Source organism: Propioniciclava soli (assembly GCF_014858005.1).
GTDB lineage: Bacteria > Actinomycetota > Actinomycetes > Propionibacteriales > Propionibacteriaceae > Propioniciclava > Propioniciclava soli.
Map to the genome: position 1 here is coordinate 18752 of NZ_JACYOT010000020.1, position 25520 is coordinate 44271.

The following is a 25520-nucleotide window of genomic DNA, read 5'->3' on the forward strand; positions in this document are numbered from 1 at the left end:
TTCATCGTCAACACGAGACCGCTGGCCTCGTAGCTCAGGGGATAGAGCAGTAGTTTCCTAAACTATGTGTCGGAGGTTCGAATCCTCCCGGGGCCGCCAGCAAGACTCCCCACCCCTCGTGACGCCGAACTGAGGGGTGAGAGCCTCCGGCGACCCGGCCGGGCGTGACTAGGGTGGGCCGGGTGACCCGACCACCCGTCGACCAGGCGCTCTGGCAGCCGTGGCTCGACCACGTCTGCGCGGCGCTGGAGCTGGATCCCACCCGCGTGGACGTCGACGCGATCCTGTCGTTGGCGGGCGAGGTGGCGGACGCCTCCACTCGGCCGCTGGCTCCCGTCGCCGCCCACCTGTGGGGCCTGGCCGGGGCCGGGATGCCCGGCGTGGACGCCGCCGCGCTGCACGATGCGATCCTCGACGCCGCCCACCGGAGCGGACGCCCGTGACGCCCACCGAGCCCACGACACCCACCTCCGGGACACCCGACGCTCCACTCCCCCCAATCCCCCCACTCCCCCCACTCGTCGACCCCGGCCCCCCGCTGGATCGGGGGGCCACTGAGCGGTACGCCCGGCACCTGTTGCTGCCCGCCGTGGGTGAGCTCGGCCAACGCCGCCTCCGCGCGGCGCACGTGGCCGTCATCGGCGTCGGTGGGCTCGGGTCCCCGGCGCTGCTCTACCTCGCCGCCGCCGGGGTGGGGCGGCTCACGATCATCGACGACGATGTGGTCGACGTCACGAACCTGCAGCGGCAGGTGATCCACCCCGACGCCGCCGTCGGCCAGCCCAAGGTCGACTCCGCGGCGGCGGCCGTGCGCGCGCTGAACCCCGACGTTGACGTCATCACCCACCGCGCCCGGCTCACCCCGGGCAACGCCGCCGAACTCCTCGCCGGCGCCTACCTCGTCCTCGACGGCTCGGACAACTTCGAGACCCGCTACGCCGTCAACGACGCCTGCGCCGCGCTCGGCCTGCCCTGCGTGTGGGCGTCGGTGTACCGCCTGCAGGCCCAGGTGTCGGTCTTCTGGGCCGACCCGCCCGCCCCCCACCGGGGCACCGACCTGCGCGACCTCTTTCCCGCCCCGCCCGCCCCCGGCACCGTGCCCACCTGCGGGGACGCCGGCGTCCTCGGCGCTCTGACCGGCCAGGTCGGCTCGATGATGGCCGGCGAGGCCGTCAAGCTGATCTGCGGCATCGGCACGCCTCTGCTGGGCCGCGTGGCGTTCGTCGACCTGGCGGACGCCACCGTCACCCACCTGCCCCTCGCCCCCCGCCCCCGCTCCCACTCCCGCCCCCGTTCGGGACCCCCGGAAGCCACCGCCGCGCCCGCAACGCCCCCCACCCACCAGCACCCGCTCGTCACCCCCACGGACCTCGCCGCCGAGCTCACCTCCGAAACCCCGCCGGTGGTGCTCGACGTCCGCGAACCCGCGGAGGTGGCGATCGCCGCGATCCCGGGATCGCTGCGCGTCCCCCTCGCCGACGTCCTCGCCGACCCCACCGCCATCGGCCTGGCCCCGGACGCCGACGTGGTCGTGCACTGCAAGGTCCAGCCGCGCGCCGAGGCGGCCGCGGCCGCGCTGACGCAGGCGGGGGCGTCCCGCGTCCGGGTGCTCGCCGGCGGCATCCTCGCGTGGGTGCGCGAGGTCGACCCGTCCCAACCCGCATACTGAACACCTGTCCACCCGGCGGAAGGCACACGCTCCCATGGCGCTGACGAACACCCGGGCCCTGCTGACGGTCGAGGAGTACCTCGCCGAGGTCCTCGCGCTGATCGAGCCCTTCGGCGCCGCCGACGTCGACGAGCTGCCCCTCCGCGAGGCCGCCGGCCGCACGTTGGCCGCGCCCGTCGTGGCCCGCGGCGACGTCCCGGCGTTTGCGAACTCCGCGATGGACGGCTTCGCCGTCCGTTCGGCCGACCTTGCACCACCCACCGTGCTGCGCATCGACGCCGAGGTGCTGGCCGGCTCGTCCGCCGACCCCGCATTCGGCCCGGGCGCCTGCGTCCGCATCATGACGGGTGCCCCGCTGCCCACGGCGGCGGACGCCGTCGTGCCGGTCGAGCAGACCACCCTCCTGCCCCAGGGCGTCCGCATCGACGCCCCCGTGGCGGCGGGCCAGCACGTGCGGGCCGCGGGCGAGGACGTCCGCCAAGGCGCCATGGTGCTGGACGCCGGCGTCCGGCTGGGCGCCCGAACCCTGTCCGCCGCCGCCGGCGCGGGCCACGCCACCGTGCGCGTCGTGCGGCGCCCGCGGGTGGGCGTGATCGCCACCGGTGACGAGCTCGTCCCACCCGGCGGGGATCTGGGCCGGGGGCAGATCTTCGAATCCAACGCCACGTTCCTGGCCGCCGCGCTCACCCGCGACGGCGGCGAGGCGACCGTGCTGCCGGCCGTCCGTGACACCGACGCGGCGCTGGCCGGCGCGCTCGACGACCTGGCCGCCACCTGCGACCTCGTCGTCGTCTCCGGCGGGGTCAGCGTCGGGGACGCCGATGTGACCCGCATCGTCCTCGAGCGCGCCGGGGCCCGGTTCCGCCACGTGCGCCTGCAGCCGGGCAAGCCGCAGGGCTGGGCGCGCTGGGGGGCGCGCGGCCTGCCCGTGATCGCCCTGCCCGGCAACCCGCTCTCGGCCGCCGTCAGCTACGAGACCTTCGTCGCCCCGGTGCTGGACCGGTTCCACCGCCGCCCAACCCCGGCCTGGACGCCCGCCGTCGCGGCCGCCGCGTGGTCGTCCCCGGCGGGGCGCCGGCAGCTCGTGCCTGTGCTGCTCGACGTGGACGCGTCCGGACGCCAGCTCGTCCGGCCCGCCCACCGGCACGGGTCGGCGTCCCACATGATCACCTCGCTCGCGGCGGCGGACGCCCTGGCCGCCGTCGCCGAGGACGTCACCGCCGTCGCCGTCGGCGACCTCGTCGCCATCAGGAGGCTCCCGTGACCCAGCACCCCTTCACCCATCTCGACGAGGCCGGGGCCGCCCGGATGGTCGACGTCACGACCAAGCAGCCCACCGCCCGCGCGGCGACGGCGGCCGGCACCGTGCGGGTGGCTCCGGCGGTGGTGGCCCTGCTGCGCTCCGGCGAGGTGCCCAAGGGCGACGTGCTCGCCGTCGCCCGCATCGCCGGCATCCAGGCGGCCAAGCGGACGCCCGACCTGCTGCCCCTGGCCCACGTGATCGGCGTCCACGGCTGCGAGGTCGCGCTCACGATCGCCGACCACGGCGTCGACATCACCGCCACCGTCCGGACCGCCGACCGCACCGGCGTCGAGATGGAGGCCCTGACCAGCGTCGCCGTGGCCGCCCTCGCGGTGGTCGACATGGTGAAGGGCATCGACCGGTCCGCCCACATCACCGACGTCCGCCTCCTGGAGAAGCAGGGCGGCCGCTCGGGCCACTGGCGCCGGGAGGACGCATGACGACGCCACCCCACGACGCCGTCATCCTGGCCGGCGGCCGCGGCGCGCGGCTCGGCGGGGTCAGCAAGGCCGACCTCCGCATCGGGGGCGAGCGCCTGCTCGACCTCGCGCTGCGCGCCGCGTCCGGGGCGGCCACGACCGTGGTCGTCGGCGACGTCGCGGTGCCCCCCGGCGTGCTGCTCACCCGCGAACGGCCCCCGCTCGGCGGGCCCGCCGCCGGCCTGCTCGCCGGGCTCGACGCCGTGGCCGAGCCCGCCCCCTGGACGCTCGTGCTGGCCTGCGACCTCCCCGACGCCGTCGCGATCACCGCCCGCCTGCGCGCGGCGTTGCCCCCCGCGCCGCCGGACGCCGACGGGCTCGTGCTCACCGACGCGACCAGCACCCCGCAGCACCTGGCCGCCCTCTACCGCACCGCGTCCCTGCGGCGCGCCTACGCCGCCGCGGGTGACCCGACCGGCCGCTCGCTGCGCAGCGTGCTCGATGGGCTGACCCTGCTGCCGGTCGCGCCCGGTGCCGCGCGCCCCGAGGACGTCGACACGCCCGAGCAGCTCGCCCGCTGGGAGGCGTCGGTGGCCGAGCCGGCCGCGTGGCGGGCCTTCGTCGAGGACTTCTGCGCCCGCCTCGGGCTCGATGCGGCGCGCGTCGACGAGCGAGCGGTGCTCCGCCTGACGCGTCGGGTCGCCCACGCTGGGGCCCGCCCGATGGCCCCCGTGGCCGCCCACCTGTGGGGCAGCGCGCTGGCCACCCACCCGGACGCCGACCCGTCCGCCCTCGCCGCCCGCCTGGCGGACGCGCTGGCGTCCGCCCCGATCCCCGAGGAGCCCTGATGCCCCAGGTCCGCTACTTCGCCGCCGCGGCCGAGGCCGCCGGGGTGGCGTCCGAGACGCTCGACGCACCCACGCTCGGCGCCCTGCGCGCGACCCTGGTCGCCGCCCACGGTGCCGGGTTCGAGCGCGTCCTGGCCCGCTGCTCGGTGCTGGTCGACGGCGTCCACACCGAGGATCCGACGACGCCGCTGACGCACGCCGCGCTGGTTGACGTCCTGCCCCCCTTCGCCGGCGGATGAGCCGCCCCCAGCGGGCCCGCCGGGCCATCCTCGTCGCGGCGCTGGCGACGGCCACCGCCCTGGCCGGCTGCGCGGCCGGCCCCTCCCCCGCCGACCCCGCGGCCCCGTCCGACGCCCCCGCCCCCGTGACCGTGTTTGCCGCCGCGTCGCTGACGGCCGCGTTCACCGAGATCGCCGCGCTCGACCCGGCCCTGGCCGTCACGCTGAGCTTCGACGGCTCCCCCACGCTGGTCGACCAGGTGGCCGCGGGTGCCCCCGCCGACGTGCTCGCCACCGCCGACGTCACCACCATGACCCGCGCCCGCGACGCCGGGCTGCTGGCGGGCGAGCCCGTCACGTTCGCCGCCAACACCGCCGTGCTCATCGTGCCGCGCGGCAACCCCGGCGCCGTGACCGGCCTGGACGCCTCGCTCGAGGGCCGGCGACTCGTGGTGTGCGCGCCCACGGTCCCCTGCGGCGCCACCGCCCACGCGATCGCGGACGCCGCCGGCGTCACCCTGCGGCCGGTGTCGGAGGAACAGAAGGTCACCGACGTGCGCGGCAAGGTGGCCTCCGGCGAGGCCGACGCCGGCATCGTGTTCGCCACCGACGCCCTGGCGGCCGGCGACGCCGTCGAGACGCTCCCCCTCCCCGGCGCCGCGCAGGCGGCCACGACCTACCCGATCGCGGTCGTCCACGACGCCCCCCACCCGGACGCCGCCGCCGCGTTCGTCGCCCTGGTCACCGGGCCGGACGGGCGCGACGTCCTCGCCGCCCACGGGTTCACGCTCCCGTGACGCCGCGCTGGCTGTACCTGCCCGCCGCCGCCGCGCTGGCGTTCCTCACCGTGCCCCTGCTCGGCATCCCGCTGCGCGTGGCGTGGGCCGACCTCCCGGCGCTGCTCACCACCCCCGCCGCCCTCGACGCCCTGGGTCTCAGCCTGGTCACCTGCCTCGCCGCGACGGCCGTGAGCGTGCTGCTCGGGCTGCCGCTGGCGCTGCTGCTCGCGCGCAGCGACGGCCCCCTGGCCGGGGTGGTGCGCACCCTGGTGACGCTGCCGATGGTGCTGCCCCCGGTCGTCGCCGGGCTCGCCCTGCTCATCACCTTCGGACGCCGCGGCACCGTGGGCGCGCCCCTGTCGGCCCTCGGCATCGAGATCGGGTTCACCACGCTGGCCGTCGTGCTGGCCCAGGTGTTCGTCGCCATGCCGTACCTCATCACGTCGGTCGAGGGGGCGGTGCGCACCGCCGGTTTCGCCCGCGAGCGGGTCGCGGCCAGCCTGGGGGCGTCCCCCACCCACACGCTGCTGCACGTCACGGTGCCCGTGACCGCGCCGGCCCTGGCCACCGGCACCGCGCTCACGTTCGCCCGCGCGCTCGGCGAGTTCGGCGCCACGATCACCTTCGCCGGCGCGCTGCAGGGGGTGACCCGGACGCTGCCGCTGGAGATCTACCAGGTGCGGGAGCTCGACACCGCGTCGGCGCTCGCGCTCTCCCTCGTGCTCGTGGCCGTCGCCGCCGTCACCGTCGCGCTCACCGCCTGGCTCTCCCGCCGGACGCCGCGCCGGGGCGTCGCGTGACCGCCGTCACGGTGGCCGCGCAGGTCGCCGACCGCTCCGCCGACCTCCACTTCAGCGCCGAGCCGGGCTCGATCACCGCGGTGGTCGGGCCGAACGGCGCCGGCAAGTCCACCCTGCTCCAACTCGTCTCGGGGCAACTGCGCCCCAGCGCGGGCGAGGTGCGCCTCGGCGACACGCTGGTGGCCGGCCCCGGCGTCCACGTGCCCACCCACCGGCGCCGCGTCGCGGTGCTCGAGCAGCGCGCCCTGCTCTTCGACCACCTCGACGTGCTCGACAACGTGGCCTTCGGGCCCCGCGCCCGTGGCGTCCGGCCTGCTGCGGCCCGGCGCCGCGCCCGGGCCGAGCTGGACGCCGTGGGGTGCGGCGATCTCGCGGCGCGACGCGCCTGGGAGGTCTCCGGCGGGCAGGCCCAGCGCATCGCGCTCGCCCGCGCCTTGGCCACCGACCCCCAGGTCGTGCTGCTCGACGAGCCCCTGGCCGCTTTGGACGCCTCCGTGGCGGCCGCGATGCGCTCCCTGCTGCGCGAGCGGCTGCGGGCCGAGCACCGCACCACCCTGCTGGTCACCCACGACGCCCTCGACGCCCTCGCCCTCGCCGACGCGCTCGCCCTCGTGGAGGACGGCCGGGTGGTGGACGCCGGCCCCGTCGTCGACCGGCTGACCCGGCCCCGGGGCTCCTTCGTGGCCGACCTCGTGGACGTCAACCTGCTGCCCGGCCGCCTTTGTGCCCCCGACCGGCTCGACCTGCCGGGCGGCGACCACGTGACGGGGCTCGCGTCCGGGCCGGGCCCCCACCCGGGCCCCCACCCGAGCCCAGGGCCGGGCTCCCAGCTGGGCAACGCGCCGGACGCCGCGCAGGCCCCTGGCGCGACGGGCTTCGCCTGCTTCGCGCCCGCCGCGGTGGCGGTGCACGCCGACCCGCCCGGGGGCAGCCCCCGCAACCACTGGGCGGCCACGGTCGCCACCGTCGAGCCCCGCGGCGCGCTGGTGCGGTTGCGGTGCGTGCTGGCCGACGGCTCCCCCGTCGCCGCCGACCTCACCCTCGCCGCCGCCGCGGAGGGCGGGCTGGCCCCCGGCCGGCGGGTGTGGCTGGTGGTCAAGGCCGCCCAGGTCACGCTCTACGCGCGCTGAGCGCCCTGCCGCCCACCCCCTGCGATCAGCCCCCGATCGCGCTCATGGGCCGGGGCGGCTGCAGGAAGCCGGGGTCGTTGATGCCGTGGCCCGGCAGCTTGGCGGCCAGCCCGGCGCGGATCAGCCCGGCCAGCTCCTCCTCGGACGCCCCGGCGCGCAGCGGCGTCCGCAGATCGGTCTCGGTCGTGGCGAACAGACAGGTGCGGAACTGGCCGTCCGCGGTGAGCCGCAACCGGTCGCAGGTGCCGCAGAACGGGCGGGTCACCGACGCGATGATGCCGACCGTCCCCAGCGGATCGGCGTCCGGACGCCCGTGCGGCCGCACCGCGTAGCGCTCGGCCGGGGCGGCGCCCCGGCCCGGCAGCGGGGTCAGGTGGTAGACCGCCTCGAGCAGCGCCTGGGTCTCCTCGGCGGTGACCATGCCTTCCCGCGTCCACGTGTGCCCCGCATCCAGCGGCATCTGCTCGATGAAGCGGATCTCCGCGTCCCGCGCGAGGGCGAAGCCGAGCAGGTCGACGGCCTCGTCGGTGTTCACCTCCCGCAGCAGCACGGCGTTGAGCTTGAGCGGCCCCAGGCCGGCCGCCCGGGCGGCCTCGATGCCCGCCAGGGTGTCGTCGAGCCGGTCGCGGCGGGCCAGCTGGGCGAACCGGTCGCGGCGCAGCGTGTCGAGGGAGATGTTGACCCGGGCGAGACCCGCACCGGCCAGGTCGGCCGCCAGCCGCTCCAGCCCGATGCCGTTGGTGGTCATCGACACCTCGGGGCGCCCAGCCGGCCCCTCGAGGGCGGCCAGCCCCTCCACCACGGCGACGATGTCGGTGCGCAGCAGCGGCTCCCCGCCGGTCAATCGCAGCTCGGTGACGCCGGCGCGCACCGCACAGCCGGCCAGCACGAACAGCTCCGCGCGGGTCAGCAGGGTCGGCTTGGGCAGCCACGGCACGCCCTGGGCCGGCATGCAGTACGTGCAGCGCAGGTTGCAGTGGTCGGTCAGCGAGATCCGCAGGTCGCGGTGCTCGCGCCCATGGCCGTCCATGAGCAGCGGCAGGCTCCTCACGACTCCGCCAACCCGAGGCCGGACCAGACGCGGCGCCCCGTCGCCTCGGTCTGGTGCTTCCAGATGGGCAGGCCCGCCTTCACGGCCTCGACCACCGCACCGCACACCCCGAACGCCTCGGCACGGTGGGCGCTGGCGACGCAGCACACGAGGGCGAGCTCGCCGACGCCCAGGTGCCCCACCCGGTGCGAGACGGCCACCCGCGCCTCGCCCCCGGCATCGTGGGTGGCGAGCACCTCCTCCACCAGCCGCGCCAGGATCGCCGGGGCGTCCGGGTGGGCGGTGTAGTCGATGCCCGTGACGACGCCGGCGGCCTCGGGGTCGTGGTCACGGATCACGCCGTGGAAGGCCACGACGGCGCCGGCCGAGGGGCCGACGACCCACGCGTGGTGGGCGTCGGCGTCCAGCACCTCGGCGGTGACGGCGGTGTGCACGGCCGGCATCAGTGGTCGCCCCCGTCGATCTGGTCCAGCAGGTGCGGCACCAGGGGCAGCAGGACGCCGAGCCCCTCGGTCACGGCCCGGGGCGAGCCGGGCAGGTTCACCACAAGCGCGGCACCGCTGACCCCCGCCAGCCCCCGGCTCAGCCACGCGTGCGGGGCGCCGGACGCGCTGCGCAGCAGCTCAGGGATGCCGGGAATCCTCAGGTCGAGCAGGCCGGCGGTGCCCTCGGGCGTCCGGTCGCGCGGGCCGACCCCCGTGCCGCCCGAGGTAACCACGAGCCGGGCGCCGGACGCCAGCGCCTCCGCCAGGGCGGTGGCCACCGAGGCCTCACCGTCGCCGACGACGCACCCGGTGACCCGGAACCCCGCCGCCTCGAGGGCCGCCGTGGCGGCCGGGCCCGAGGCGTCCTCGCGCACGCCCGCGGCGCACCGGTCTGACACGGTCACGACGTGGGCGTGCCGCCGGGCCGGCTGCTGGGGGTCTGGGGAGCTCATGGGGACCCATTGTTCCCCACGCCCCGACACCCCCCACCGGTTGCCCACCGGGCTGGGCCCGCGGCGACCGAGCCGCTGCGGCAGGCAGTAGGGTCGGCCGCATGGCGCACCCCCGGGTCCGGCTCATCGCGAGCGACATCGACGGCACGCTGCTGCGCAGCGACCACACGGTCAGCGACCGCACCCGCGCCGCCGTGGCGGCCGCGCAGGACGCGGGCGTGCCGGTGGTGCTGATCTCCGGGCGGCAGGCGCCGGTGTTGGCCCCGATCGCCGCGCAGGCCGGGCTGAGCGGCCCGGCGATCTGCGCCAACGGCGCCGTGGGGTACCACCTTGGCCGGCAGGAGGTGCTGTTCGAGGAGCTGCTGGCGGTGGCGGCGCAGACCGAGCTGCTGCACGCCGTCCGCGCGGTGTACCCCGGCGTCCGCTGCGTGTCGGTGCGCGAGGCGGGGTTCGTGTTCGTCCCCGAGCGCGGCTACACCGGCATGATGGATCCGGGCGACCACGGGCGTCCGCTCGACCAGCCGGACGCCGAGAACGACCTCGCCGCCGTGCTGGGGACGCCGTCGACCAAGTTCATCCTCCGCCAGCCGGGGCTCCCGCCCGAAGACCTGCTCGCCCTGGCGCTCGACCTGGCGATCCCGGGCACGCAGCCGACCATCTCGGGGGCGTCGTTCCTGGAGGTCGCGGCGGCTGGCGTCACGAAGTCCTCCGGCCTGGCCCGGCTGTGCAGCAGCCTCGGCATCGACGCGAGCGAGGTCGCCGCGTTCGGCGACCACCTCAACGACCTCGACCTGCTGCAGTGGGCCGGGCACAGCGTCGCCATGGGCAACGCGCTGCCCGAGGTGAAGGACGCCGCGGACGCCGTCACGGGCACCAACGACGACGACGGGCTCGCCGTGGCCATCGAGGCCCTGCTCGCGCGGGGCTGAGCCGTCACTCGGAGGCCGGCAGGTCCTCCTTCACGATCAGCGCCGCGCCGCCGTAGGGCGGCAGGGTCACGGTGAAGCCCCCCAGGTCGTCCACCACGTCGACCTTGCGGCGCGTGGTGAGGTCGATGACCCGGCCGGTGGGAATGGCGTTGCTCTGCACCCGCGCCGACAGCCGCTCACCGGAGAAGTTCAACACCGTCACCTGCGTGGCGCCGATGGCAAGCTCGTTGACCATCACGAGCAGGGACTTGTGGCCCACCTCGGGCACCGCGACGAGGCGACCGGTCGCTAGGCCGTGGCGCTTGCGCACCCGCAGGATCTTGGCCAGGCGCGACGCGAACGAGTCCGGATCCTCCAACTGCTCGGGCAGGGGCCCGTACAACGCCGTCGCCCGCGGCATGACAGCGGTCGACTGGTCGGCGTCCGGCACCCACCCCATCAGGTCATAGGAGCCCCGCTCGATCCAGCGCGTGTCGCCGGAGCTGATGAGCCGCTTCACCTGCGAGCGATCGAGTGGCAGGGCGCCCACGAGATCCCACCCCGACAGCGCGAACACCCCGGGCTGGAAGGCGTTGTACATGCTGATGAGCAGGTGCATGTCGCGGATCGTCGCGACGTCGGCGTCGGTGAGCGCGCTGAGGTCGGTGAGGCCCAACGTCGCCGTGATGACGGACGCCGTGGTGCACGCGATGCCGTTCTGCGTGAACACCGCGTTGTACGGGCCCGCCTCGCCGGTGAGCCGGTCGCGCAGCGTCTGGCGGATCTGCTCGGCCAGTTCGCGGCCCGTCAACTCCTGCCCGCCGAAGCTGTAGGTGTCGTCGGCGTGCCGGGTCTCGAAGTGCACCAGCTCATAGGTGAGCTCGTCGTGGTTCTGCAGCGCGTGCACCAGGGACGCCTGGTCGACCCCCGCGAGCAGCGACTCGTTCAGCATCAGGCGCAAAAACTCCGAATCCCCCGTCGCCAGCGCGTACTGCGCCGCCGGGCGGGTGATGAAGTCATAGGACAGGTCCGGCCCCACCGCGCCGGTGTTCTTGATGTCGTCGACGGTGAGGTTGAGCTCCTGGAACGTGAAGCCACCCACCTTGCGCACCATCGAGCCGATGAGCTGGTTGGCCGCCTGCGACAGCGGGTGGCCCTCCGACCACGCGGGCAGCATGCCGCCGACCGACTTCTCGACGCCCAGGAAGCCGTTCGCGTCCAGCCGCAGCCCGCCGGACCCGAGGTCGAGCAGGGAGTGCAGCGCGTCGCCCATCACCAGGCGCATGCCGGCAAACGTCGGGTCGAGCCAGTTGATCGACGGCTGGCCGTCCTTGAAGTAGTGCAGGTACACCCAGCGGCGCTCGACGCCGTCGGTGCCGTACACCGGACGCGTCGCCGACCAGTTGGTCTCCTTGACACCCGGCTCGTAGAAGATGACGCGCTGCAGCGCGCCGATGATGTACCCGGCGTCGGCCAGGGCCCGCTCCGCCTCGCTGTCGAGGTTCACCGAGTCCTGACCCTCGGGCACGTCCGGCAGCAGGTGCCAGCCCTCCTTGGGGATGGCCACCATGTGGTAGACGCCCGGGTAGTCGCGGTAGTTCATCTCGGCGAGGCGGAAGTCCGCCCCCTTGCCGGTGTGACCCGGGACGATGTCGTCGATGATCGTGCCGCCGTGCGCCGCGGCGGCCTCGCACATGGCGCGGAACTCGTCCTCGGTGCCGAACAGCGGGTCGATGACCATGCTGATGCGGTCGAAGTGACCATCGACGCTCGGGGTGGGCTCCCACTCCGAGATGCCCCCCGCGAGCTTCACGGGGCCCGTGTGGACGGCCTCGATCCCGATCTTGGCGAAGGCCGCCCAGAGATCCTCGGCCCCGAGCGCGGCGAGGAACGAGTGGCCGGGGCGCGTCATGAGCGACAGCGGGTAGGCCGTGTACCAGACCGACGCCGTGTCGACGGCCGAACGCGGGTCGGGCGCCGCATACGGGCTGGCCCACATCGCGTGGTCGCCGGTGAGCTGGCGGCCCATCATCTTCGCATCGCCCAACATCGACTGCTCGACCAGCCACGTGACGTAGGCGGGGTTGCGGCCGTCGGCGGCGAACGGCGGGGCGGGGACGACCTTCTCCAGCCGCCGACGCCGCGCGCGCGGGCGCAGCCGGGCGGGACGCGATTCGTAGCGTTGGGCGTCGTAGCTGATCTCGGGAATCACCTCTTCGAGGTCGCGATCGACCTCGTCGGGCGGCACCTGCGCGGAGTCCTTGGTCGCCATGGCAACCAACCGTACCGAAAGCCGACCTCCCTCCGCTCACCCCCGCGCAACGGCGAATTGCGGCCGGACGGCGGCGGGCACCGAACGACTTCGCGGCCCGCGCTCCCCGGCCCCGCGTCCGGCCGGTAGCGGTGGCATCGATGCCGCGCCCGCCGCACCGGGCGGCCGCGCCCCCACCCGCGTCCGACCGGCGGCACACCGCTGGACGCCAACTCATCGGGCAGGCAGCCGCCAAATCATCATGGACGAGACCACCAAGCGGGGCGTCACCACCTCGCTCCACGTCAGCGCGGGGCGCACCCCGTGCGACGCGCAGGTCGGCAACTCATCAGAACGACGCCGCTTTCGGGAGGTGATGGAACAGCAATGCGGTCCCTGCCCGGGGGGATGGGCAGGGACCGCATCAACTATGTTACCCACACGGGGGACGTCCGCGCGAGACGGTTTCCGTCTTTTGGCCGTCGGACTTGCTCAACTATTCACTCTCGTGCTGCGCCTTGGCCTGCTCGGCCTGGGCGCGAACCTCGTCGATGTCGAGTTCCTTGACGGCGTTGACGAGCTGCTCGAACCCCGCGGCGTTCATGGCGCCGGCGTTGCGGTAGACCAGGACGCCCCCGCGGAAGGCCATCAGCGTCGGGATGGACGAGATCTCCAGGGCCGCCGCGATCTCCCCGTTCGCCTCCGTGTCGAGCTTGGCGAACGTCACGTCGCCGTGCTTCTCGCTGGTGGCCTCGAACACCGGGGCGAACATGCGGCACGGGCCGCACCAGGCCGCCCAGAAGTCGATGACGAGGGTGTCGCTGTTCTCGATGGTGGTGGCGAAGTTCTCGCTGGTCAGTTCAAGGGTGGCCATGCGCCGTTTCCTCTCGATCGGTGTCACCGGTGCAACGGCTCGGACGCCTGCCGTATTCCGTCACGGCGTCGCGTCCCGGTCACGCGGGAGGCGTCGCCTCGGGCGAAGTGCCCTGTTTCAGCGCCACGAAGCGTCGCATGGCGATCGAGATGCGAACGTCCTCGTCGCGCTCGGTGCGCTCCACCAGCCAGGCGACGGCGCGCTCCCGGCGCTCGGCGGTGGTGAGCGGCAGGTAGAGGGCATCGACGACGTCGACGGCATCCTGCGCGGTGCGCACCGCGAAGTGGTAGCGCTCGCGGGCGTCCTCGACCTTGCGCAGACCGGTGCCGACCAGGGCGGGGACGTAACCGGTGATCTCGGTCGGCCCCGGGAACCGGGGCAGGCTGCGCAGCCGGGCCACGACCCCCAGCGAGGTTGCGAGGTCGCGGGGGTGCAGCGGCACGACCGTGGGCGCCATGAACGCGAACATCCCGCCGGGGCGCAGCACCCGCCCCACCTCGGCAAAGAACTCCTCCACGGGCTGGACCACGATGGCACCCATCATGCTCACGACCGCGTCCACCGAGCCGTCGGCCAGCGGCAGGGCCCGCGCGTCGGCGCACAGCCAGGGGCCAGGGGTCTTCCGCCGGGCCAGGCGCAGCTCGTCGGGGGACAGGCTGACGCCGATGACCGTCCGGTCGGGCCGGGCCAGCTCGCGGCCCATCGCCCCGGTGCCACACGCCACGTCGACGACGCGGTGGGCCCGCGGCGACACGGCGCGGGCCAGCCACCGGTAGGGCGTGTGCCCGCCGGACAGGGTGCGCTCCAGCACCCGCTCGGTGATCCCGGGGCGGTGGGCGTGGAAGGCGGCGAGATAGGCGGCCCAGTCGATCGGGTGCTTGGGCATCACGGGGTGCGGACGAACAGCATGTGCGCGACCGCCGGGTCAACGGCCACGCGCTCCGCCGCGGTCAACCGGAGCCGCTGGGGCGTCCGCTCCACCCCCAGGGTGGTGCCGGGGCGCACGCCCGCCTCGGCCAGGACGGCGATCAACTCGGGGTCGGCCTGCGCGGCCTCGGTGAGGCGGGCCACGACGACCTCCACCGCCCCCGACGGGGGCAGGACGTCGGCGAGCAGCACCACGCCGCCCTCGGCCGGCGCCGGGGGCAGCCCCACGGCGTGGCGGGCGGGGATGGGGTTGCCGAACGGGGACTCCCCCGGGTCGTCCAGCAGCGCGACCAGCCGATCCTCCACCGCGTCGCTGATGACGTGCTCCCACCGGCAGGCCTCGTCGTGGACGAGTTCGTAGTCGAGCCCGATGACGCGGGTGAGCAGCACCTCGGCGAGCCGGTGCTTGCGCATCACGCTGGTCGCGCGCCGGCGTCCGAGCTCGGTGAGCTGGATGTGGCGGTCTTCTGCCACGACGAGCAGGCCGTCGCGCTCCATGCGCTGCACGGTCTGCGAGACGGTGGGCCCACTCTGCGACAGCCGCTCGGCGATGCGCGCCCGCAGGGGCGGGACGCCCTCCTCCTCGAGCTCGTACACGGTGCGCAGGTACATCTCGGTCGTGTCGATCAGGTCGCTCACCCCGGCGCTCCTTCCCTCGGTCGGGCCCCAGCCTACGGCCAACCAGCCCGCCCCCGTGATCGCCCAGGCGGCCGGTCGTGCCGGGGTCACCGCCGCAGCAGCACCACCATGGCCGCCACAGCGCTCACGGCCAGGGCCGCCACGATCGCCGTGGTGGTGCCGGTCTGGGCGAAGGTGCGGGTGCTCTCTGCCTCGGTCTCCCCGTCGGTGGACGCGGCGGGCGCGGGCGGCTCGCGGGTGGGCTCGGCGGTCGGATCGGCCGGCGCGGGGCCCGGGACGTCGGTGGCGACGAGGGCGGTGTCGTCCGCCAGCCCGGTGAGGACGCGGCCGGACGAGACCGTCTCGGTCACGGCGTGACCGCTCTGCTCCCCCTCGATGCCCGCCCGGCCCAGTTCCGTCCAGGACGCCGGGTCGAGGGCGACCAGCTCGGTCGCCGTGCGAAGCACGACGCGGCCGTCGACGAGGGCCGTGGCGTCGGTGACGTCGGCGGGGGCGTCCGCCACCCGCGTGAGCCCGGCGGTCTGGCCCGCGGCTGCGCCCTCGTCGGCGAGATAGACGCCGGGGGCGTCACCCTGGGTGACGACGCCGATGCGGTGGTTCGCGTCCACGAAGAGGGCCGCGGCGTCGTGGGCGCCGTCGGGGTAGGCCAGGGTGAGCGCGGCCGCGTGGTTGATCTCGGTGCCGGGCCAGGGCTCGGTGACCCGGTAGACCACCACCTCCCCGCGGCTGCCGCCGATGTCGCCGACGTAGGCCTCGCCGTCGACGAACGCGAGGGCCTGGCCGTCCACCAACCGGTCGCGGGCGCTCATCGTGCCCTCGGCCTGCCCGTCGCCGGTGAACGCGTGCAGGCGCAGCGTGCCGGACTCCTCGGAGAGCACCCAGAACCGGTTGCGGGCGTGGTCGGTCGCCAGGCCGAGGGGGGCGTCGGCGTCGGTCAGGGTGATCGTCGGCTCCGCCGCGGCGGGCGGCGTGGCGCCCGGCACGGCCAGCCCCACCAGCGCGAGCGCGGCGACGGCCGCAGCGAGTCGCGCGCGGCGGGGGCAGCGGTCGTGGTGGGAGGGGTCGCGGGTCACGGGGTGAGCCTACTGCTGCTGGAGCAACGCGCCGATGCACACGATGAGGAGCAACGCCACCAGCGCGGACGTGACGATGACGTTCCGGGTGCGCTGCCTCACCCCGCCAGCCTACGCGGCGCGGCGGCGTCCGGGGCGAGGGGGCGTCGTCGCGCCGGCTGCGCGTAGGCTCGCGATGTGGCGACGGTGACGACCTGGTCGGTGGATCTCGACGACGTCCTCGCGCTGTTCTCCGGCTCGGACGCCGTCGCCGCCACCCTGCTCGGGCTCGCGGCGGCCGCGTGGCCGCCACCGCCGAAGCCGGCCCACGTCGGCAACCTCGACCGGCTCGGGCCGTTCAGCCGCGACCCCGTGGGCGGCGCGCCCGTCGTCCGCCCGGGCGTCCCGACCCGCGGCGATGTCACCGACCTCGTCCACCGCCGCCCGATCGCCCCCGGACGCGTCAGCGCCGCGTGGGCGCTGGTCGAGCTGTGGCTGGACCATGTGGGCACGGCCCACGCCGTGCGCGAGGCGACGGACGCCGACGACGGGCCGGGGGGTGGGCTGGGCGAGCCGGTGGAACTGCCGCTGCCGCCGCTGGCGGGTCAGCAGGTTGGGTACGCCGACGGCGTCCTGACGATCCGGCGGCTCAGCCGATCGCCGCGTTGACGAGCCCCTGGGCGAAGTAGAGGACGAACGCGGCGGCGACCACCCACAGCAGCGGGTGCACCTGGGAGGCCCGGCCGCGCACGACCTTGATGAGCACGTACACGATGAAGCCCGCGCCGATGCCCACCGTGATCGAGTAGGTGAAGGGCATCAGGACCAGCGTGAGGAAGGCGGGAATGCCCTCGTCCGGGTTCTCCCAGTCGACGTGGACGACCTGGCTCATCATGAGGAAGCCGACGAACACCAGCACCGGCGCGGCCGCCTCGGAGGGCACCATGTTGACCAGGGGCGTCAGGAACATGGCGACCAGGAAGGCGAGGCCGGTGACGACGGACGCCAGCCCCGTCCGGGCCCCCTCACCGACGCCGGCGGCCGACTCGATGTAGGACGTGTTGGACGACACCGACCCGAGTCCGCCCGCGACGGCGCCGAGGGAGTCGACCAGCATGATCTCGCGCGTGCGGGGCGGGTTGCCGTCCGCGTCGAGCAGACCCCCCTCGGCCCCGACGGCGACGATCGTGCCCATCGTGTCGAAGAAGTCGGCCAGCAGCAGCGCGAACACCGTCATCAGCATGGCGATGACCACCGTGGGGCCGCCGGCGAAGGCGCCGAGAAGGTCGACCCGGCCGAGCAGCGACAGATCCGGCAGCCGGAACAACCCCTCGGCGGGCACGGCCGGCACGTTCAGCGCCCAGCCGAACGTGTTGCCCTCGACCGCCGACGAGCCCACGGTGCGGAGGGCCTCGATCACCACCGCCACGACCGTCATGACGACGATCGTGATCAGCATCGCGCCCCGCACGCGGTTGACGTACAGCACGATCAGCAGCAGCAGGCCGGTCACGAAGACGGCGACGGGCCACCCCATGAGCTGGCCGGTGGCGCCGAGCTGCAGCGGCGTGCCGCCGCCCCCGGTCACCACGCGGGCGTCCGCCAGCCCGACGAGGGTGATGAACAGGCCGATGCCGACGCTGATGCCGATGCGCAGGGCGCGCGGCACGGCGCGGAACACCGCCTCGCGGAAGCCGGTGAACACCAGGATCGTGATGAGCAGGCCCTCCCACACGATCAGCCCCATGGCCTGGGGCCAGGTCACGCGGGGGGCGACCACGTAGGCGAGCATCGCGTTCAGGCCCAGGCCGGTGGCCAGACCGAGCGGGAAGCGGGCCACGACGCCCATGAGCGCGGTCATCACGGCGGCGATCAGCGCCGTCGCGGCCGCCACCGCCCCGATCGACGCGCCCACGTTGGCGTCGATCACGGTGCCGGCGGCGTCCAGCATCGGCTGACCGGTGATGAGGTTGCCGTTGACGTCAGCGGTCGTCCCGATGATCAGCGGGTTGAGGGCAATGATGTAGGCCATCGTGAAGAACGTCACGAGGCCACCGCGCACCTCGCGCGCGACGGTCGAACCGCGGTGGGAGATCTCGAACCACCGGTCCAACCCGGAGGACGGTGGCGTGACAGTGGAGGTCGACATGGGCGGGACTGTAGGGCCGCCACGGTCGCGCACCCGCCCGTGTCCACCCACCGTACGCCGCGCACGCGGGACGCCGGATGTGCCTGCGGGCGTCAGTCGAAGAGGAGCTCCTCGGTCGTCACCGTGTCCCACACCGGACGCGGGAGGTCGACTCCGCGCTCGGGCTCGACGGCGTCGCTGTGGGCGCCGCAGCCGTGATCGACGGACACGACCTGGGCGTCGGACGGCGAGAACCCGTTGGCGCACGCCCCGAACTGGCGGCCGAGGCTGCCGGAGAGCCGCACGAAGTAGGCGCAGGTCTGGCACGGCCCCGGGGCCTGCTTGGTCATCGGGTTGTGCGGGCCGCCGTCGCCGTCGATCCACCGGTCGGCGGCCTCGTCGCGGCCGTACCCGCTCATCACCCGCTCGCGGCCGAGTCCCAGCTCCGCCACCACCGCGCGGGTCTGCTGCCACTCGGCCGGATCGGCCTCGCGGGCCGCGTCACCGCCGGTGAAGCCGGCCTCCAGGCGCGGGTCGTCGTCGGCGGTCGGCCGCATGATGCCGGGCGTGACGTCGCCCGCCTCGACGCGCTCGGCCCACGGCACCCACGCCGGGGCCACCAGGGCGCCGTCACCGGGGAGGAGACAGATCTCGCTCACGGTGACCACGCGCGCCCGGGCGGCGCGCACCACGGTGACGGCCCACTGCCACCCGGTGTACCCGGGGTGCTCGGAGGCGAAGAGGTGGGTGGCCACGCGGGAATCCTCGGCGCGGACGCCGAGGTGCTCCCCCACCGCGATGACGCCCGCCTGGGCGATCGCGGCCTCGCGGGCCAGGTCGACGGCCTCGACGCAGGCGGCGTCCAGCTCCAGGGCACGTACCGGCATGGCTCAGAGCTCCAGCTCGGCGGCGACGGCGCGCAGCACCTGGGCGGTCTTCTCGGCGTGCCGGGCGTCGGGGTGGCGGCCGTGGCGGTAGCCGTTGCCGATGCCGTCGAGCATCTTGATCAGGTCCTCCACGATGACGGCCATGTCCTCCGGCTTCTTGCGCGTGGCCTTCGACAGGGACGCGGGCGCGTCCAGCAGACGCACCGAGAGCGCCTGCGGGCCCCGCTTGCCGTCCACGACCCCGAACTCCACCTTCTGGCCGCGCTTGAGGGTGGTCACTCCCTCGGGCAGCGCGGTGGTGCGGACGTAGACGTCGTCGCCCCCCTCGTCGCTGGAGAGGAAGCCAAAGCCCTTCTCGGCGTCGAAGTAACGCACGCGGCCTGTCGGCATGGTCAGAACTCCTGGATCGGTCTCGATGGCGCCCCAAGCCTACCGGGTTAGCATGGGAACCATGGCCAGCTGGACCGACGGACCCGAGTACGCCCCCCTGGCGCGGCCCGAGGTGTTCGTCGCGCCGGACGCCGCCCCGCTCCCCACCGAGCCCCCACCCCCCGCGTCTCCCAGCGAGCCCGACCTGCGCCCGACGCCCGGTTTCACCGCGGACGCCGCAGGCGTCGCCCTGGCGTCCCTCGCCCCGCCCGCGCCGCCCAAGCGCGACCCCCGCGAGCCGTTCGACGTGGTCAGCACGCCCGTGACGTCCTGGGCGCCCCCCACGTCGTTCGATGCCGCCCCGCCCGATGGTGTTCCACCCGGCGCCGTCCCACCCAGTGCCCTTCCACCCGGTGTTGTTCCACCCGGTGTCCTTCCACCCGGTGCACCCGTCGACGGCCCGCCCCCGGGGCTGCCGCACGCGCCGACCCCCTCGGCGTGGGGTGCGGCACACGCGTCCACCACGGGTCCCCACCCCGGGGCGGTACGGACGCCGCACCAGCCCTTCCCGGCCGCCGCGCCACAGCCGACCCAGCACCTGCCCGGGCCGTCCTCGACGTGGCTGCCGCCCCACGCCCCGGCGCCCTGGGAGCCCCCACCCGGCCCACCGGCGCTGCGCCCGGTGACGCTGGCCGACATGGCGCGGGCCGTGACCCCCGGCGTCCTGATCTGCCTCGTCGTGGGCGGCCTGGTGCCGGTGCTGGCGCTGCCGCTCTACGTCGTCGCGTCGGTGCTGGCTCAGCGCATCGACCACCGCCGGGAGCGCATCGCCCGGGCGTTCAGCATCGGGGTGTTCCTGATCTTGGCCGCAGGTCTCGTCAGCACCCTGCTGGCCTACGGGTCGTGGGACCCGTTCCGTTGGTACGACGCGATCCTGGGCTGGGCCGGGTTGGCGTGCTGGGTGATGGTTGCGTTCACGCTGTTGACCGTCGGCGACGCCCTGCGCCGGGGTGAGCGGCCAGACCCGCGGTGAGCGAGCCCTTCCGCACCCGCACGTTCGTCCCGACCGCACCCCAGGACCGGCCGCGTCGGACGCGGCGAGGTGTCCGCGTGGTCGTCACCGACGGCGAGGCGGTGCTCCTGTTCGCCGACACCGACCCGGGGCTGCCCGGCTCGCGCTGGTGGACGACGCCGGGGGGCGGGCTCGACCCGGGTGAGACCGAGCGGGACGCGGCCGTCCGCGAGCTGGCCGAGGAGACGGGCCTGGGCGTGCGGGCCGACGATCTCGTCGGCCCGGTGATGCGCCGCGTGGCCGTCCACGGGTACTCCGACCAGATCTGCGCGCAGACCGAGTCGTTCTACGTCCTCACCACCGACCGGTTCACGGTCGACACGGCCGGGCACACCGCCGACGAACAACTGACCCTGGCCGGCCACGCCTGGGTGCCGCTGGCCGGGCTGGCCGACCTGACCGACCCCGTGTGGCCCGCCGTGCTTCCCGAGCTCATCGCACGGGCGGCCGACCCCACCCGGGTCGGCGACATGCCGGTGTGGGACATGGGCGAGGTCGAGGAGTCCACCGTCCCGGTGTGAAACCGGCTCCCCTGGTCCGGGCCATCCTGCCGGGAGTGGCGGAGTACCCTTGTCGGGCCCGAGTGAAAGGACCTTCCCCATGGCACACGCCGCGTCCGCCCAACCGCTCCCGGCGACCCCGGTGGGCGGGGCGTTCCTGCTGCGGTTCCTGTACCTGTCGCTCGCCACCGCGGTCGCCACCGTGGTCATCAAGGGCGTGGCGGCGCTGCTGACCGGCTCGGTGGGCCTGCTGTCCGATGCGCTGGAGTCGACGGTGAACCTGGTCGCAGCGGCCGTCGCCATCTGGGCGCTGCGGCTCTCGGACAAACCCGCCGACCACAACCACGACTTCGGCCACGGCAAGGCCGAATACATGAGCGCTCTGGTCGAGGGGGCGCTGATCTTCGTCGCTGCGGCCGCCATCATCGCCACCGCCATCGGCCGCTTCATCGACCCCCAACCGGTGGAATCCCTCGGCATCGGCCTGCTGCTGTCGCTGGGCGCCTCGGTGCTGAACCTCGTGGTGGGGCTCGTGCTGGTGCGCCAGGGCAAGGCCCATCGCTCCCTCACCCTTGAGGCGGACGGGCACCACCTGCTCACCGACGTGTGGACGTCGGTCGGCGTCCTCGTGGGGATGGGGCTGCTGCTGCTGACCGGTTGGCACTGGGTGGATCCTCTCGTCGCGCTCGTCGTCGGGCTCAACATCCTGCTCACCGGATCACGCCTGCTGCGTCGCTCCACGGTGGGGCTGTTGGACGCCGCCCTCCCCGCCGAGGAGGTGGCGATCATCCGCACCAGCCTCGACGAGGCGATGGCCGACGACCCCCGCGTCATCGTCACCGAGCTGCTCACCCGCGAGTCGGGACGCCAGCGCTTCGTGCAGGTGACCGCGGTCGTGCCCGGTCACTGGACCGTGCAGCGCAGCCACGACCTCGCCGACGAGATCGAGCTGGCCGTCGCCCGCGCCCTGCCCGAGACGGTCACCGTGGTCCACCTGGAACCCGGGCCGTCCGACCTGCCGACTGCAGCCGGGCCGACCGATCCGGATCACCCGAGCATCTGAGATCAGCGGGCGTGGGTGACCTCGGTGTCGATGAGCCGACGCCAAGACCCGACGAGCGCCTCGTCGGCCCACGCCTTGCGGGAACCGCCGGGGCGCACCTGGTCGTCCACGTGGAACTGCCGGACGCCCGCGCGCGCCAGCCAGGGCACATGGTCGGGGTGGAGGTCGCCGTCGGCGACGACGAGGGCGGCCACGGCGGCGTCCGCCGAGGCGCGCCGGACGAGGTCGTCCAAGCCGTGTTCCAGCGAGCGGGCCGAGCCCGCCGTGCGCACCGAGTCGAGCCCGGGGAGGCGGCGCAGGACGTCCCAGGCGTCGTCGGTGGACAAGCAGGAGTCGACGGCGCGAGAGAAGGTCCAGGGGCCCGGGGTGTCCTCGAGCAGGGTGCCGAGCACCTCGACGTCGACCTCCCCGAGCCCGTTGACGAAGCCGAGCACGAAGCCGTCGGCGCCGGCGTCCCGGTAGGCGGAGATCAGCCCGCGCAGCCGGACGGCCTCGCCGCCGTCGGTCGAGAACCCCTCCCGCAGCCGGAGGACGGGGCGCACCGGCAGCGTCGTCCGCGACCGCACCGCGGCCATCTCGCGCGGCTCGGGCGATAGTGCCTCCTCGCCGTCGAGGGTCACCAGCTCCAGCCGGTCGGCCCCGCCCGCCTCGGCCGGGGCGGCGTCGTGGGCGCCCAGGATCCGCACCTCCAGCAGCCCGCTCATGGGCCCCATGATGTCAGGTGGCACGGCCCGGGGGTGCGCGGCACACGTGGCGCACTCCGGCGACACCTGGCGCGGCGAGCGATCACGTGGCTCAGTGGAGCTCACGTGGCGGGCCTTCGGCGGGCCGCCACGTGAGCTGCGCTGCGCCACGTGGAGTCCCCGTGCGCCACGTGGGTTCAAGCTGCGCCACGTGCGACTCAAGCGCTCCCCGGGGGCGTTTGGACCCGAGGAAATGGCGCCATGGCGCCATTTCCTCGGGTCCAAAAGCCACTTCGGGGGGCCCGCCGCCCGCACCAACACCTCCCCGCACCACCAGCTGCCGGGCACGCGCCCCGCCCAGCACCGAGGGCGCCCCGCGTGTGCGGGACGCCCTCGGGCTGGGGTGTGTGGTGCTGTCGGTGCCTCGGGCTCAGAAGCCCATGCCGCCCATCTCGTCGCCGCCACCGGCCGGCATGGCCGGGGCCTTCTCCGGCTTGTCGGCGATCACGGCCTCGGTGGTGAGGAACAGCGCCGCGATGGACGCCGCGTTCTGCAGCGCCGAGCGCGTCACCTTCGTCGGGTCGGGGATGCCCGCCTCGAGCATGTCGACGTACTCACCGGACGCGGCATTGAGGCCCTTGCCCGGCTCGAGACCGGCGACCTTCTCCGCCACGACGCCGCCCTCGAGGCCGGCGTTCTCGGCGATCTGCTTCAGCGGAGCGCTGGACGCGGTGAACACGATCTGCGCACCCACGGCCTCGTCACCGGTCAGCTCGACCTTGCCCTTGGCCGCAGCAGCGGCCTGGAGCAGCGCGACGCCGCCACCGGCGAGGATGCCCTCCTCGACGGCCGCCTTGGCGTTGCGCACGGCGTCCTCGATGCGGTGCTTGCGCTCCTTGAGCTCGACCTCGGTGGCCGCGCCGACCTTGATGACGGCCACGCCGCCGGCCAGCTTGGCGAGGCGCTCCTGGAGCTTCTCGCGGTCGTAGTCGGAGTCGGAGTTCTCGATCTCGCGACGGATCTGGGCCACGCGGCCCTCGATCTGGTCGGAGTCGCCCCCGCCGTCAACGATGGTCGTCTCGTCCTTGGTGACGCGGACGGAACGCGCCCGGCCGAGCAGCTCGAGGGTGACGGCGTCCAGCTTGAGGCCGACCTCCTCGGAGATGACCTGGCCGCCGGTGAGGATCGCGATGTCGCCCAGCATGGCCTTGCGGCGGTCACCGAAGCCCGGCGCCTTGACGGCGACGGAGCGGAAGGTGCCCCGGATCTTGTTCACGATCAGGCCGGCGAGGGCCTCGCCGTCGGTGTCCTCGGCGATGACCAGCAGGGGCTTGCCCGCCTGCATGACCTTCTCGAGCACCGGCAGCAGGTCCTTCAGCGAGGAGACCTTGCTGTTGACGATGAGGATGTAGGGGTCGTCGAGGACGGCCTCCATGCGCTCGGTGTCGGTGACGAAGTACGGGGAGATGTAGCCCTTGTCGAAGCGCATGCCCTCGGTCAGCTCGAGGTCGAGGCCGAAGGTGTTGGACTCCTCGACCGTGATCACGCCCTCCTTGCCGACCTTGTCCATCGCCTCGGCGATGATCTCGCCCACGTTGCTGTCGGCGGCGCTGATGGACGCCGTCTGCGCGATCTGGTCCTTGGTGTCGACCGGCTTGCTCTGCTGCGCGAGCTCCTCCGAAATCGCCGCGACGGCCTTCTCGATGCCCCGCTTGAGGCTCATCGGGTTGGCACCGGCGGTGACGTTGCGCAGACCCTCACGCACCATCGCCTGGGCGATGACCGTGGCGGTGGTGGTGCCGTCGCCCGCGACGTCGTCGGTCTTCTTGGCGACCTCCTTGACGAGCTCGGCACCGATCTTCTCGAAGGGATCCTCGAGCTCGATCTCCTTGGCGATCGACACGCCGTCGTTGGTGATGGTGGGGGCGCCCCACTTCTTCTCAAGCACGACGTTGCGGCCCTTGGGGCCGAGCGTGACCTTGACCGCGTCGGCGAGGGTGTTCATGCCCCGCTCGAGGCCGCGGCGCGCGTCCACGTTGAATTCAATCAGCTTTGCCACTGTCGGCAATCCTTTCGGATGTCTGGGTTCGCCCGGATCGGTGCCCGCGACGGACGACCTGATCGGCAGGTCTCACCGCACCGGACGGGTAGCACTCAACACAGTCGAGTGCCAATCCATGTTTAGCACTCGATGCAGGCGAGTGCAAACGATCCGACCGCTGCTTGAGCGATCCGGACCCATCCCCCACCATGGGCCCATGCCCATGACCGCCACCCACCGCGTCCGCGCCGCGGCGAACTGGCTCAACCTCACCACGCCGCTCGGGCTCGCGGTGGCGCTCACGGGCCGCGCCCGGCTGCGTCGCGGGCCCGAGGGCATCATCGTCGCCGAGGGCTACCGGCTGCGGTACCCGCTGGCCGGGGCCTTCACGGTGGGCAACGTGGTGGCCACGGCGTCCGACATCGCGACCCTGGAGGCGCGCGTGCCCGGCACGTGGGGCCACGAGGGACGCCACGCGTGGCAGTACGCGGTGGGCGGGGTCTGGTTCTTCCCGACCTACGCGCTGGCGTCCGGCTGGTCGTGGCTGCGGACAGGCAACCCGGCGCTGCGCAACCCGCTGGAGCGCCATGCGGGCCTGGTGGCCGGCGGCTACGTCCACCCGGTCACGGGCCAGCCGACGGGACGCGTCCGCGCCCGGAAGTTCAGCCGCCGACGCGCACCGTGAGGTGCCGCGCCGAGCGGCTCTGCTGCCGGGACGCCCGCAGGCGGGCCAGGCGGCGCACCAGCAGGGGCTTGTGGGCCAGCGCGTCCTCTCGATCGAGCAGCGCGTTGAGGATCTGGTAGTAGCGCGGCGGGGTGAGCCCGAACCGTGCGTGGATCTCGGCGTCCTTGGTGCCGTCGGCCGCCCACCAGGCGTCCTCGAAGTCGAGGATGCCGGCCTCCAGCTTGGTGAGGCCGCCAGCGGTGGGGCTGCTCTGCAAGGCATCGGACATGGCGTCAGCGTACCGGCGA

The 25520-nt window shown here is 74.3% G+C and carries 29 protein-coding genes and 1 tRNA gene; 16 read left to right on the plus strand and 14 right to left on the minus strand.

All coding sequences use genetic code 11. From position 1 onward, the window contains the following. Positions 1 to 23 precede the first annotated feature (23 nt). From IFY26_RS15895 to IFY26_RS15940, 10 genes are all read left to right on the plus strand, one after another. A tRNA-Arg gene (locus IFY26_RS15895) sits at positions 24 to 99 on the plus strand. A gap of 83 nt (positions 100 to 182) precedes the next feature. Next, a complete protein-coding gene (locus IFY26_RS15900; protein WP_232549986.1) occupies positions 183 to 443 on the plus strand; it encodes a DUF6457 domain-containing protein in 261 nt (86 codons plus the stop codon). Positions 444 to 538: 95 nt separating this feature from the next. Further along, a complete protein-coding gene (locus tag IFY26_RS15905; RefSeq protein ID WP_269779658.1) occupies positions 539 to 1669 on the plus strand; it encodes a ThiF family adenylyltransferase in 1131 nt (376 codons plus the stop codon). A gap of 34 nt (positions 1670 to 1703) precedes the next feature. Then, positions 1704 to 2933 (plus strand): molybdopterin molybdotransferase MoeA, encoded by a 1230-nt coding sequence (locus IFY26_RS15910; protein ID WP_232549988.1) that lies wholly within the window; start codon positions 1704 to 1706, stop codon positions 2931 to 2933. Then, complete coding sequence (gene moaC / locus IFY26_RS15915) at positions 2930 to 3412, plus strand: cyclic pyranopterin monophosphate synthase MoaC (protein WP_332836207.1); 483 nt, start codon at positions 2930 to 2932, stop codon at positions 3410 to 3412. The genes IFY26_RS15910 and moaC overlap by 4 nt, the downstream gene beginning before the upstream one ends. Next, a complete protein-coding gene (locus tag IFY26_RS15920) occupies positions 3409 to 4239 on the plus strand; it encodes an NTP transferase domain-containing protein (RefSeq protein WP_232549989.1) in 831 nt (276 codons plus the stop codon). The genes moaC and IFY26_RS15920 overlap by 4 nt, the downstream gene beginning before the upstream one ends. Beyond that, a complete protein-coding gene (locus tag IFY26_RS15925; RefSeq protein ID WP_232549990.1) occupies positions 4239 to 4478 on the plus strand; it encodes a MoaD/ThiS family protein in 240 nt (79 codons plus the stop codon). Before IFY26_RS15920 ends, IFY26_RS15925 begins: the two co-directional genes overlap by 1 nt. After that, positions 4475 to 5254 carry a molybdate ABC transporter substrate-binding protein gene (gene modA, locus IFY26_RS15930; RefSeq protein WP_232549991.1) on the plus strand — a complete coding sequence of 260 codons (780 nt, stop codon included), beginning with the start codon at positions 4475 to 4477 and terminating at the stop codon, positions 5252 to 5254. Before IFY26_RS15925 ends, modA begins: the two co-directional genes overlap by 4 nt. Beyond that, positions 5251 to 6036 (plus strand): ABC transporter permease, encoded by a 786-nt coding sequence (locus tag IFY26_RS15935; RefSeq protein ID WP_232549992.1) that lies wholly within the window; start codon positions 5251 to 5253, stop codon positions 6034 to 6036. The genes modA and IFY26_RS15935 overlap by 4 nt, the downstream gene beginning before the upstream one ends. Beyond that, the gene (locus IFY26_RS15940) at positions 6033 to 7166 is read left to right on the plus strand and encodes a TOBE-like domain-containing protein (RefSeq protein WP_232549993.1); all 1134 of its coding nucleotides are present in this window, start codon (positions 6033 to 6035) and stop codon (positions 7164 to 7166) included. The genes IFY26_RS15935 and IFY26_RS15940 overlap by 4 nt, the downstream gene beginning before the upstream one ends. Positions 7167 to 7191: 25 nt before the next feature. Here the strand turns inward: IFY26_RS15940 and moaA are convergent, their stop codons facing one another. From moaA to IFY26_RS15955, 3 genes are read right to left on the minus strand one after another with little or no spacing between them, the layout of a single operon-like run. After that, positions 7192 to 8217 carry a GTP 3',8-cyclase MoaA gene (gene moaA / locus IFY26_RS15945; RefSeq protein ID WP_332836208.1) on the minus strand — a complete coding sequence of 342 codons (1026 nt, stop codon included), beginning with the start codon at positions 8215 to 8217 and terminating at the stop codon, positions 7192 to 7194. After that, a complete protein-coding gene (locus IFY26_RS15950) occupies positions 8214 to 8660 on the minus strand; it encodes a molybdenum cofactor biosynthesis protein MoaE (RefSeq protein ID WP_232549994.1) in 447 nt (148 codons plus the stop codon). Before IFY26_RS15950 ends, moaA begins: the two co-directional genes overlap by 4 nt. Continuing rightward, on the minus strand, positions 8660 to 9154 hold the full coding sequence (locus tag IFY26_RS15955) for a MogA/MoaB family molybdenum cofactor biosynthesis protein (RefSeq protein ID WP_232549995.1): 495 nt from the start codon (positions 9152 to 9154) through the stop codon (positions 8660 to 8662). The genes IFY26_RS15950 and IFY26_RS15955 overlap by 1 nt, the downstream gene beginning before the upstream one ends. 101 nt (positions 9155 to 9255) lie before the next feature. Between IFY26_RS15955 and IFY26_RS15960 the strand changes: the two genes are divergently transcribed. Next, on the plus strand, positions 9256 to 10083 hold the full coding sequence (locus IFY26_RS15960; RefSeq protein WP_232549996.1) for an HAD family hydrolase: 828 nt from the start codon (positions 9256 to 9258) through the stop codon (positions 10081 to 10083). 4 nt (positions 10084 to 10087) lie between these two features. Here IFY26_RS15960 and treS read toward each other — a convergent pair whose 3' ends face one another. The 5 genes from treS to IFY26_RS15985 form a co-directional block, all read right to left on the minus strand. Then, positions 10088 to 12334 carry a maltose alpha-D-glucosyltransferase gene (gene treS, locus IFY26_RS15965; RefSeq protein ID WP_232549997.1) on the minus strand — a complete coding sequence of 749 codons (2247 nt, stop codon included), beginning with the start codon at positions 12332 to 12334 and terminating at the stop codon, positions 10088 to 10090. Positions 12335 to 12809: 475 nt separating this feature from the next. Continuing rightward, entirely contained in the window at positions 12810 to 13187 is a 378-nt protein-coding gene (gene trxA / locus IFY26_RS15970) for a thioredoxin (RefSeq protein WP_232549998.1), read from the minus strand. A 79-nt stretch (positions 13188 to 13266) separates the two neighbouring features. Beyond that, positions 13267 to 14073: a class I SAM-dependent methyltransferase gene (locus tag IFY26_RS15975; RefSeq protein WP_232549999.1), complete on the minus strand. Its 807-nt coding sequence runs from the start codon at positions 14071 to 14073 to the stop codon at positions 13267 to 13269. After that, a complete protein-coding gene (locus IFY26_RS15980) occupies positions 14073 to 14753 on the minus strand; it encodes a metal-dependent transcriptional regulator (protein WP_332836209.1) in 681 nt (226 codons plus the stop codon). The genes IFY26_RS15975 and IFY26_RS15980 overlap by 1 nt, the downstream gene beginning before the upstream one ends. 86 nt (positions 14754 to 14839) lie before the next feature. Then, the gene (locus IFY26_RS15985; protein ID WP_232550000.1) at positions 14840 to 15826 is read right to left on the minus strand and encodes a hypothetical protein; all 987 of its coding nucleotides are present in this window, start codon (positions 15824 to 15826) and stop codon (positions 14840 to 14842) included. Positions 15827 to 16003: 177 nt separating this feature from the next. Here IFY26_RS15985 and IFY26_RS15990 point away from each other — a divergent pair, with 177 nt between their 5' ends. Beyond that, positions 16004 to 16474: a hypothetical protein gene (locus IFY26_RS15990; protein ID WP_232550001.1), complete on the plus strand. Its 471-nt coding sequence runs from the start codon at positions 16004 to 16006 to the stop codon at positions 16472 to 16474. Here IFY26_RS15990 and IFY26_RS15995 read toward each other — a convergent pair. From IFY26_RS15995 to IFY26_RS18025, 3 genes are all read right to left on the minus strand, one after another. Further along, positions 16455 to 17954, minus strand: coding sequence for an NCS2 family permease (locus tag IFY26_RS15995; RefSeq protein ID WP_232550002.1), 1500 nt, complete (start codon positions 17952 to 17954; stop codon positions 16455 to 16457). The two genes, IFY26_RS15990 and IFY26_RS15995, sit on opposite strands and share 20 nt — an antisense overlap. Before the next feature lie 92 nt (positions 17955 to 18046). Next, a complete protein-coding gene (locus IFY26_RS16000; protein ID WP_232550003.1) occupies positions 18047 to 18820 on the minus strand; it encodes a DUF3027 domain-containing protein in 774 nt (257 codons plus the stop codon). A gap of 3 nt (positions 18821 to 18823) precedes the next feature. Next, the gene (locus IFY26_RS18025; RefSeq protein WP_269779653.1) at positions 18824 to 19210 is read right to left on the minus strand and encodes a cold-shock protein; all 387 of its coding nucleotides are present in this window, start codon (positions 19208 to 19210) and stop codon (positions 18824 to 18826) included. A 61-nt stretch (positions 19211 to 19271) separates the two neighbouring features. On the opposite strand from IFY26_RS18025, the gene IFY26_RS16010 reads away from it, so the two are divergent. The 3 genes from IFY26_RS16010 (at position 19272) to IFY26_RS16020 (ending at position 21824) form a co-directional block, all read left to right on the plus strand. Then, positions 19272 to 20222 (plus strand): hypothetical protein, encoded by a 951-nt coding sequence (locus IFY26_RS16010; RefSeq protein WP_232550004.1) that lies wholly within the window; start codon positions 19272 to 19274, stop codon positions 20220 to 20222. Further along, a complete protein-coding gene (locus tag IFY26_RS16015; RefSeq protein ID WP_332836210.1) occupies positions 20219 to 20782 on the plus strand; it encodes an NUDIX hydrolase in 564 nt (187 codons plus the stop codon). The genes IFY26_RS16010 and IFY26_RS16015 overlap by 4 nt, the downstream gene beginning before the upstream one ends. A 79-nt stretch (positions 20783 to 20861) precedes the next feature. Continuing rightward, complete coding sequence (locus IFY26_RS16020; RefSeq protein ID WP_232550005.1) at positions 20862 to 21824, plus strand: cation diffusion facilitator family transporter; 963 nt, start codon at positions 20862 to 20864, stop codon at positions 21822 to 21824. 2 nt (positions 21825 to 21826) lie between these two features. Here the strand turns inward: IFY26_RS16020 and IFY26_RS16025 are convergent, their stop codons facing one another. Further along, entirely contained in the window at positions 21827 to 22528 is a 702-nt protein-coding gene (locus IFY26_RS16025; RefSeq protein WP_232550006.1) for a copper homeostasis protein CutC, read from the minus strand. Positions 22529 to 22937: 409 nt separating this feature from the next. Continuing rightward, complete coding sequence (gene groL, locus IFY26_RS16030) at positions 22938 to 24566, minus strand: chaperonin GroEL (RefSeq protein WP_232550007.1); 1629 nt, start codon at positions 24564 to 24566, stop codon at positions 22938 to 22940. 199 nt (positions 24567 to 24765) lie between these two features. On the opposite strand from groL, the gene IFY26_RS16035 reads away from it, so the two are divergent. Then, positions 24766 to 25233, plus strand: coding sequence for a hypothetical protein (locus tag IFY26_RS16035; RefSeq protein ID WP_232550008.1), 468 nt, complete (start codon positions 24766 to 24768; stop codon positions 25231 to 25233). On the opposite strand, the gene IFY26_RS16040 is transcribed toward IFY26_RS16035, so the two are convergent. Continuing rightward, positions 25211 to 25501, minus strand: a complete 291-nt coding sequence (locus IFY26_RS16040) for a DUF3263 domain-containing protein (protein WP_232550009.1) — start codon at positions 25499 to 25501, stop codon at positions 25211 to 25213. The two genes, IFY26_RS16035 and IFY26_RS16040, sit on opposite strands and share 23 nt — an antisense overlap. Between the last annotated feature and the right edge of the window lie 19 nt (positions 25502 to 25520).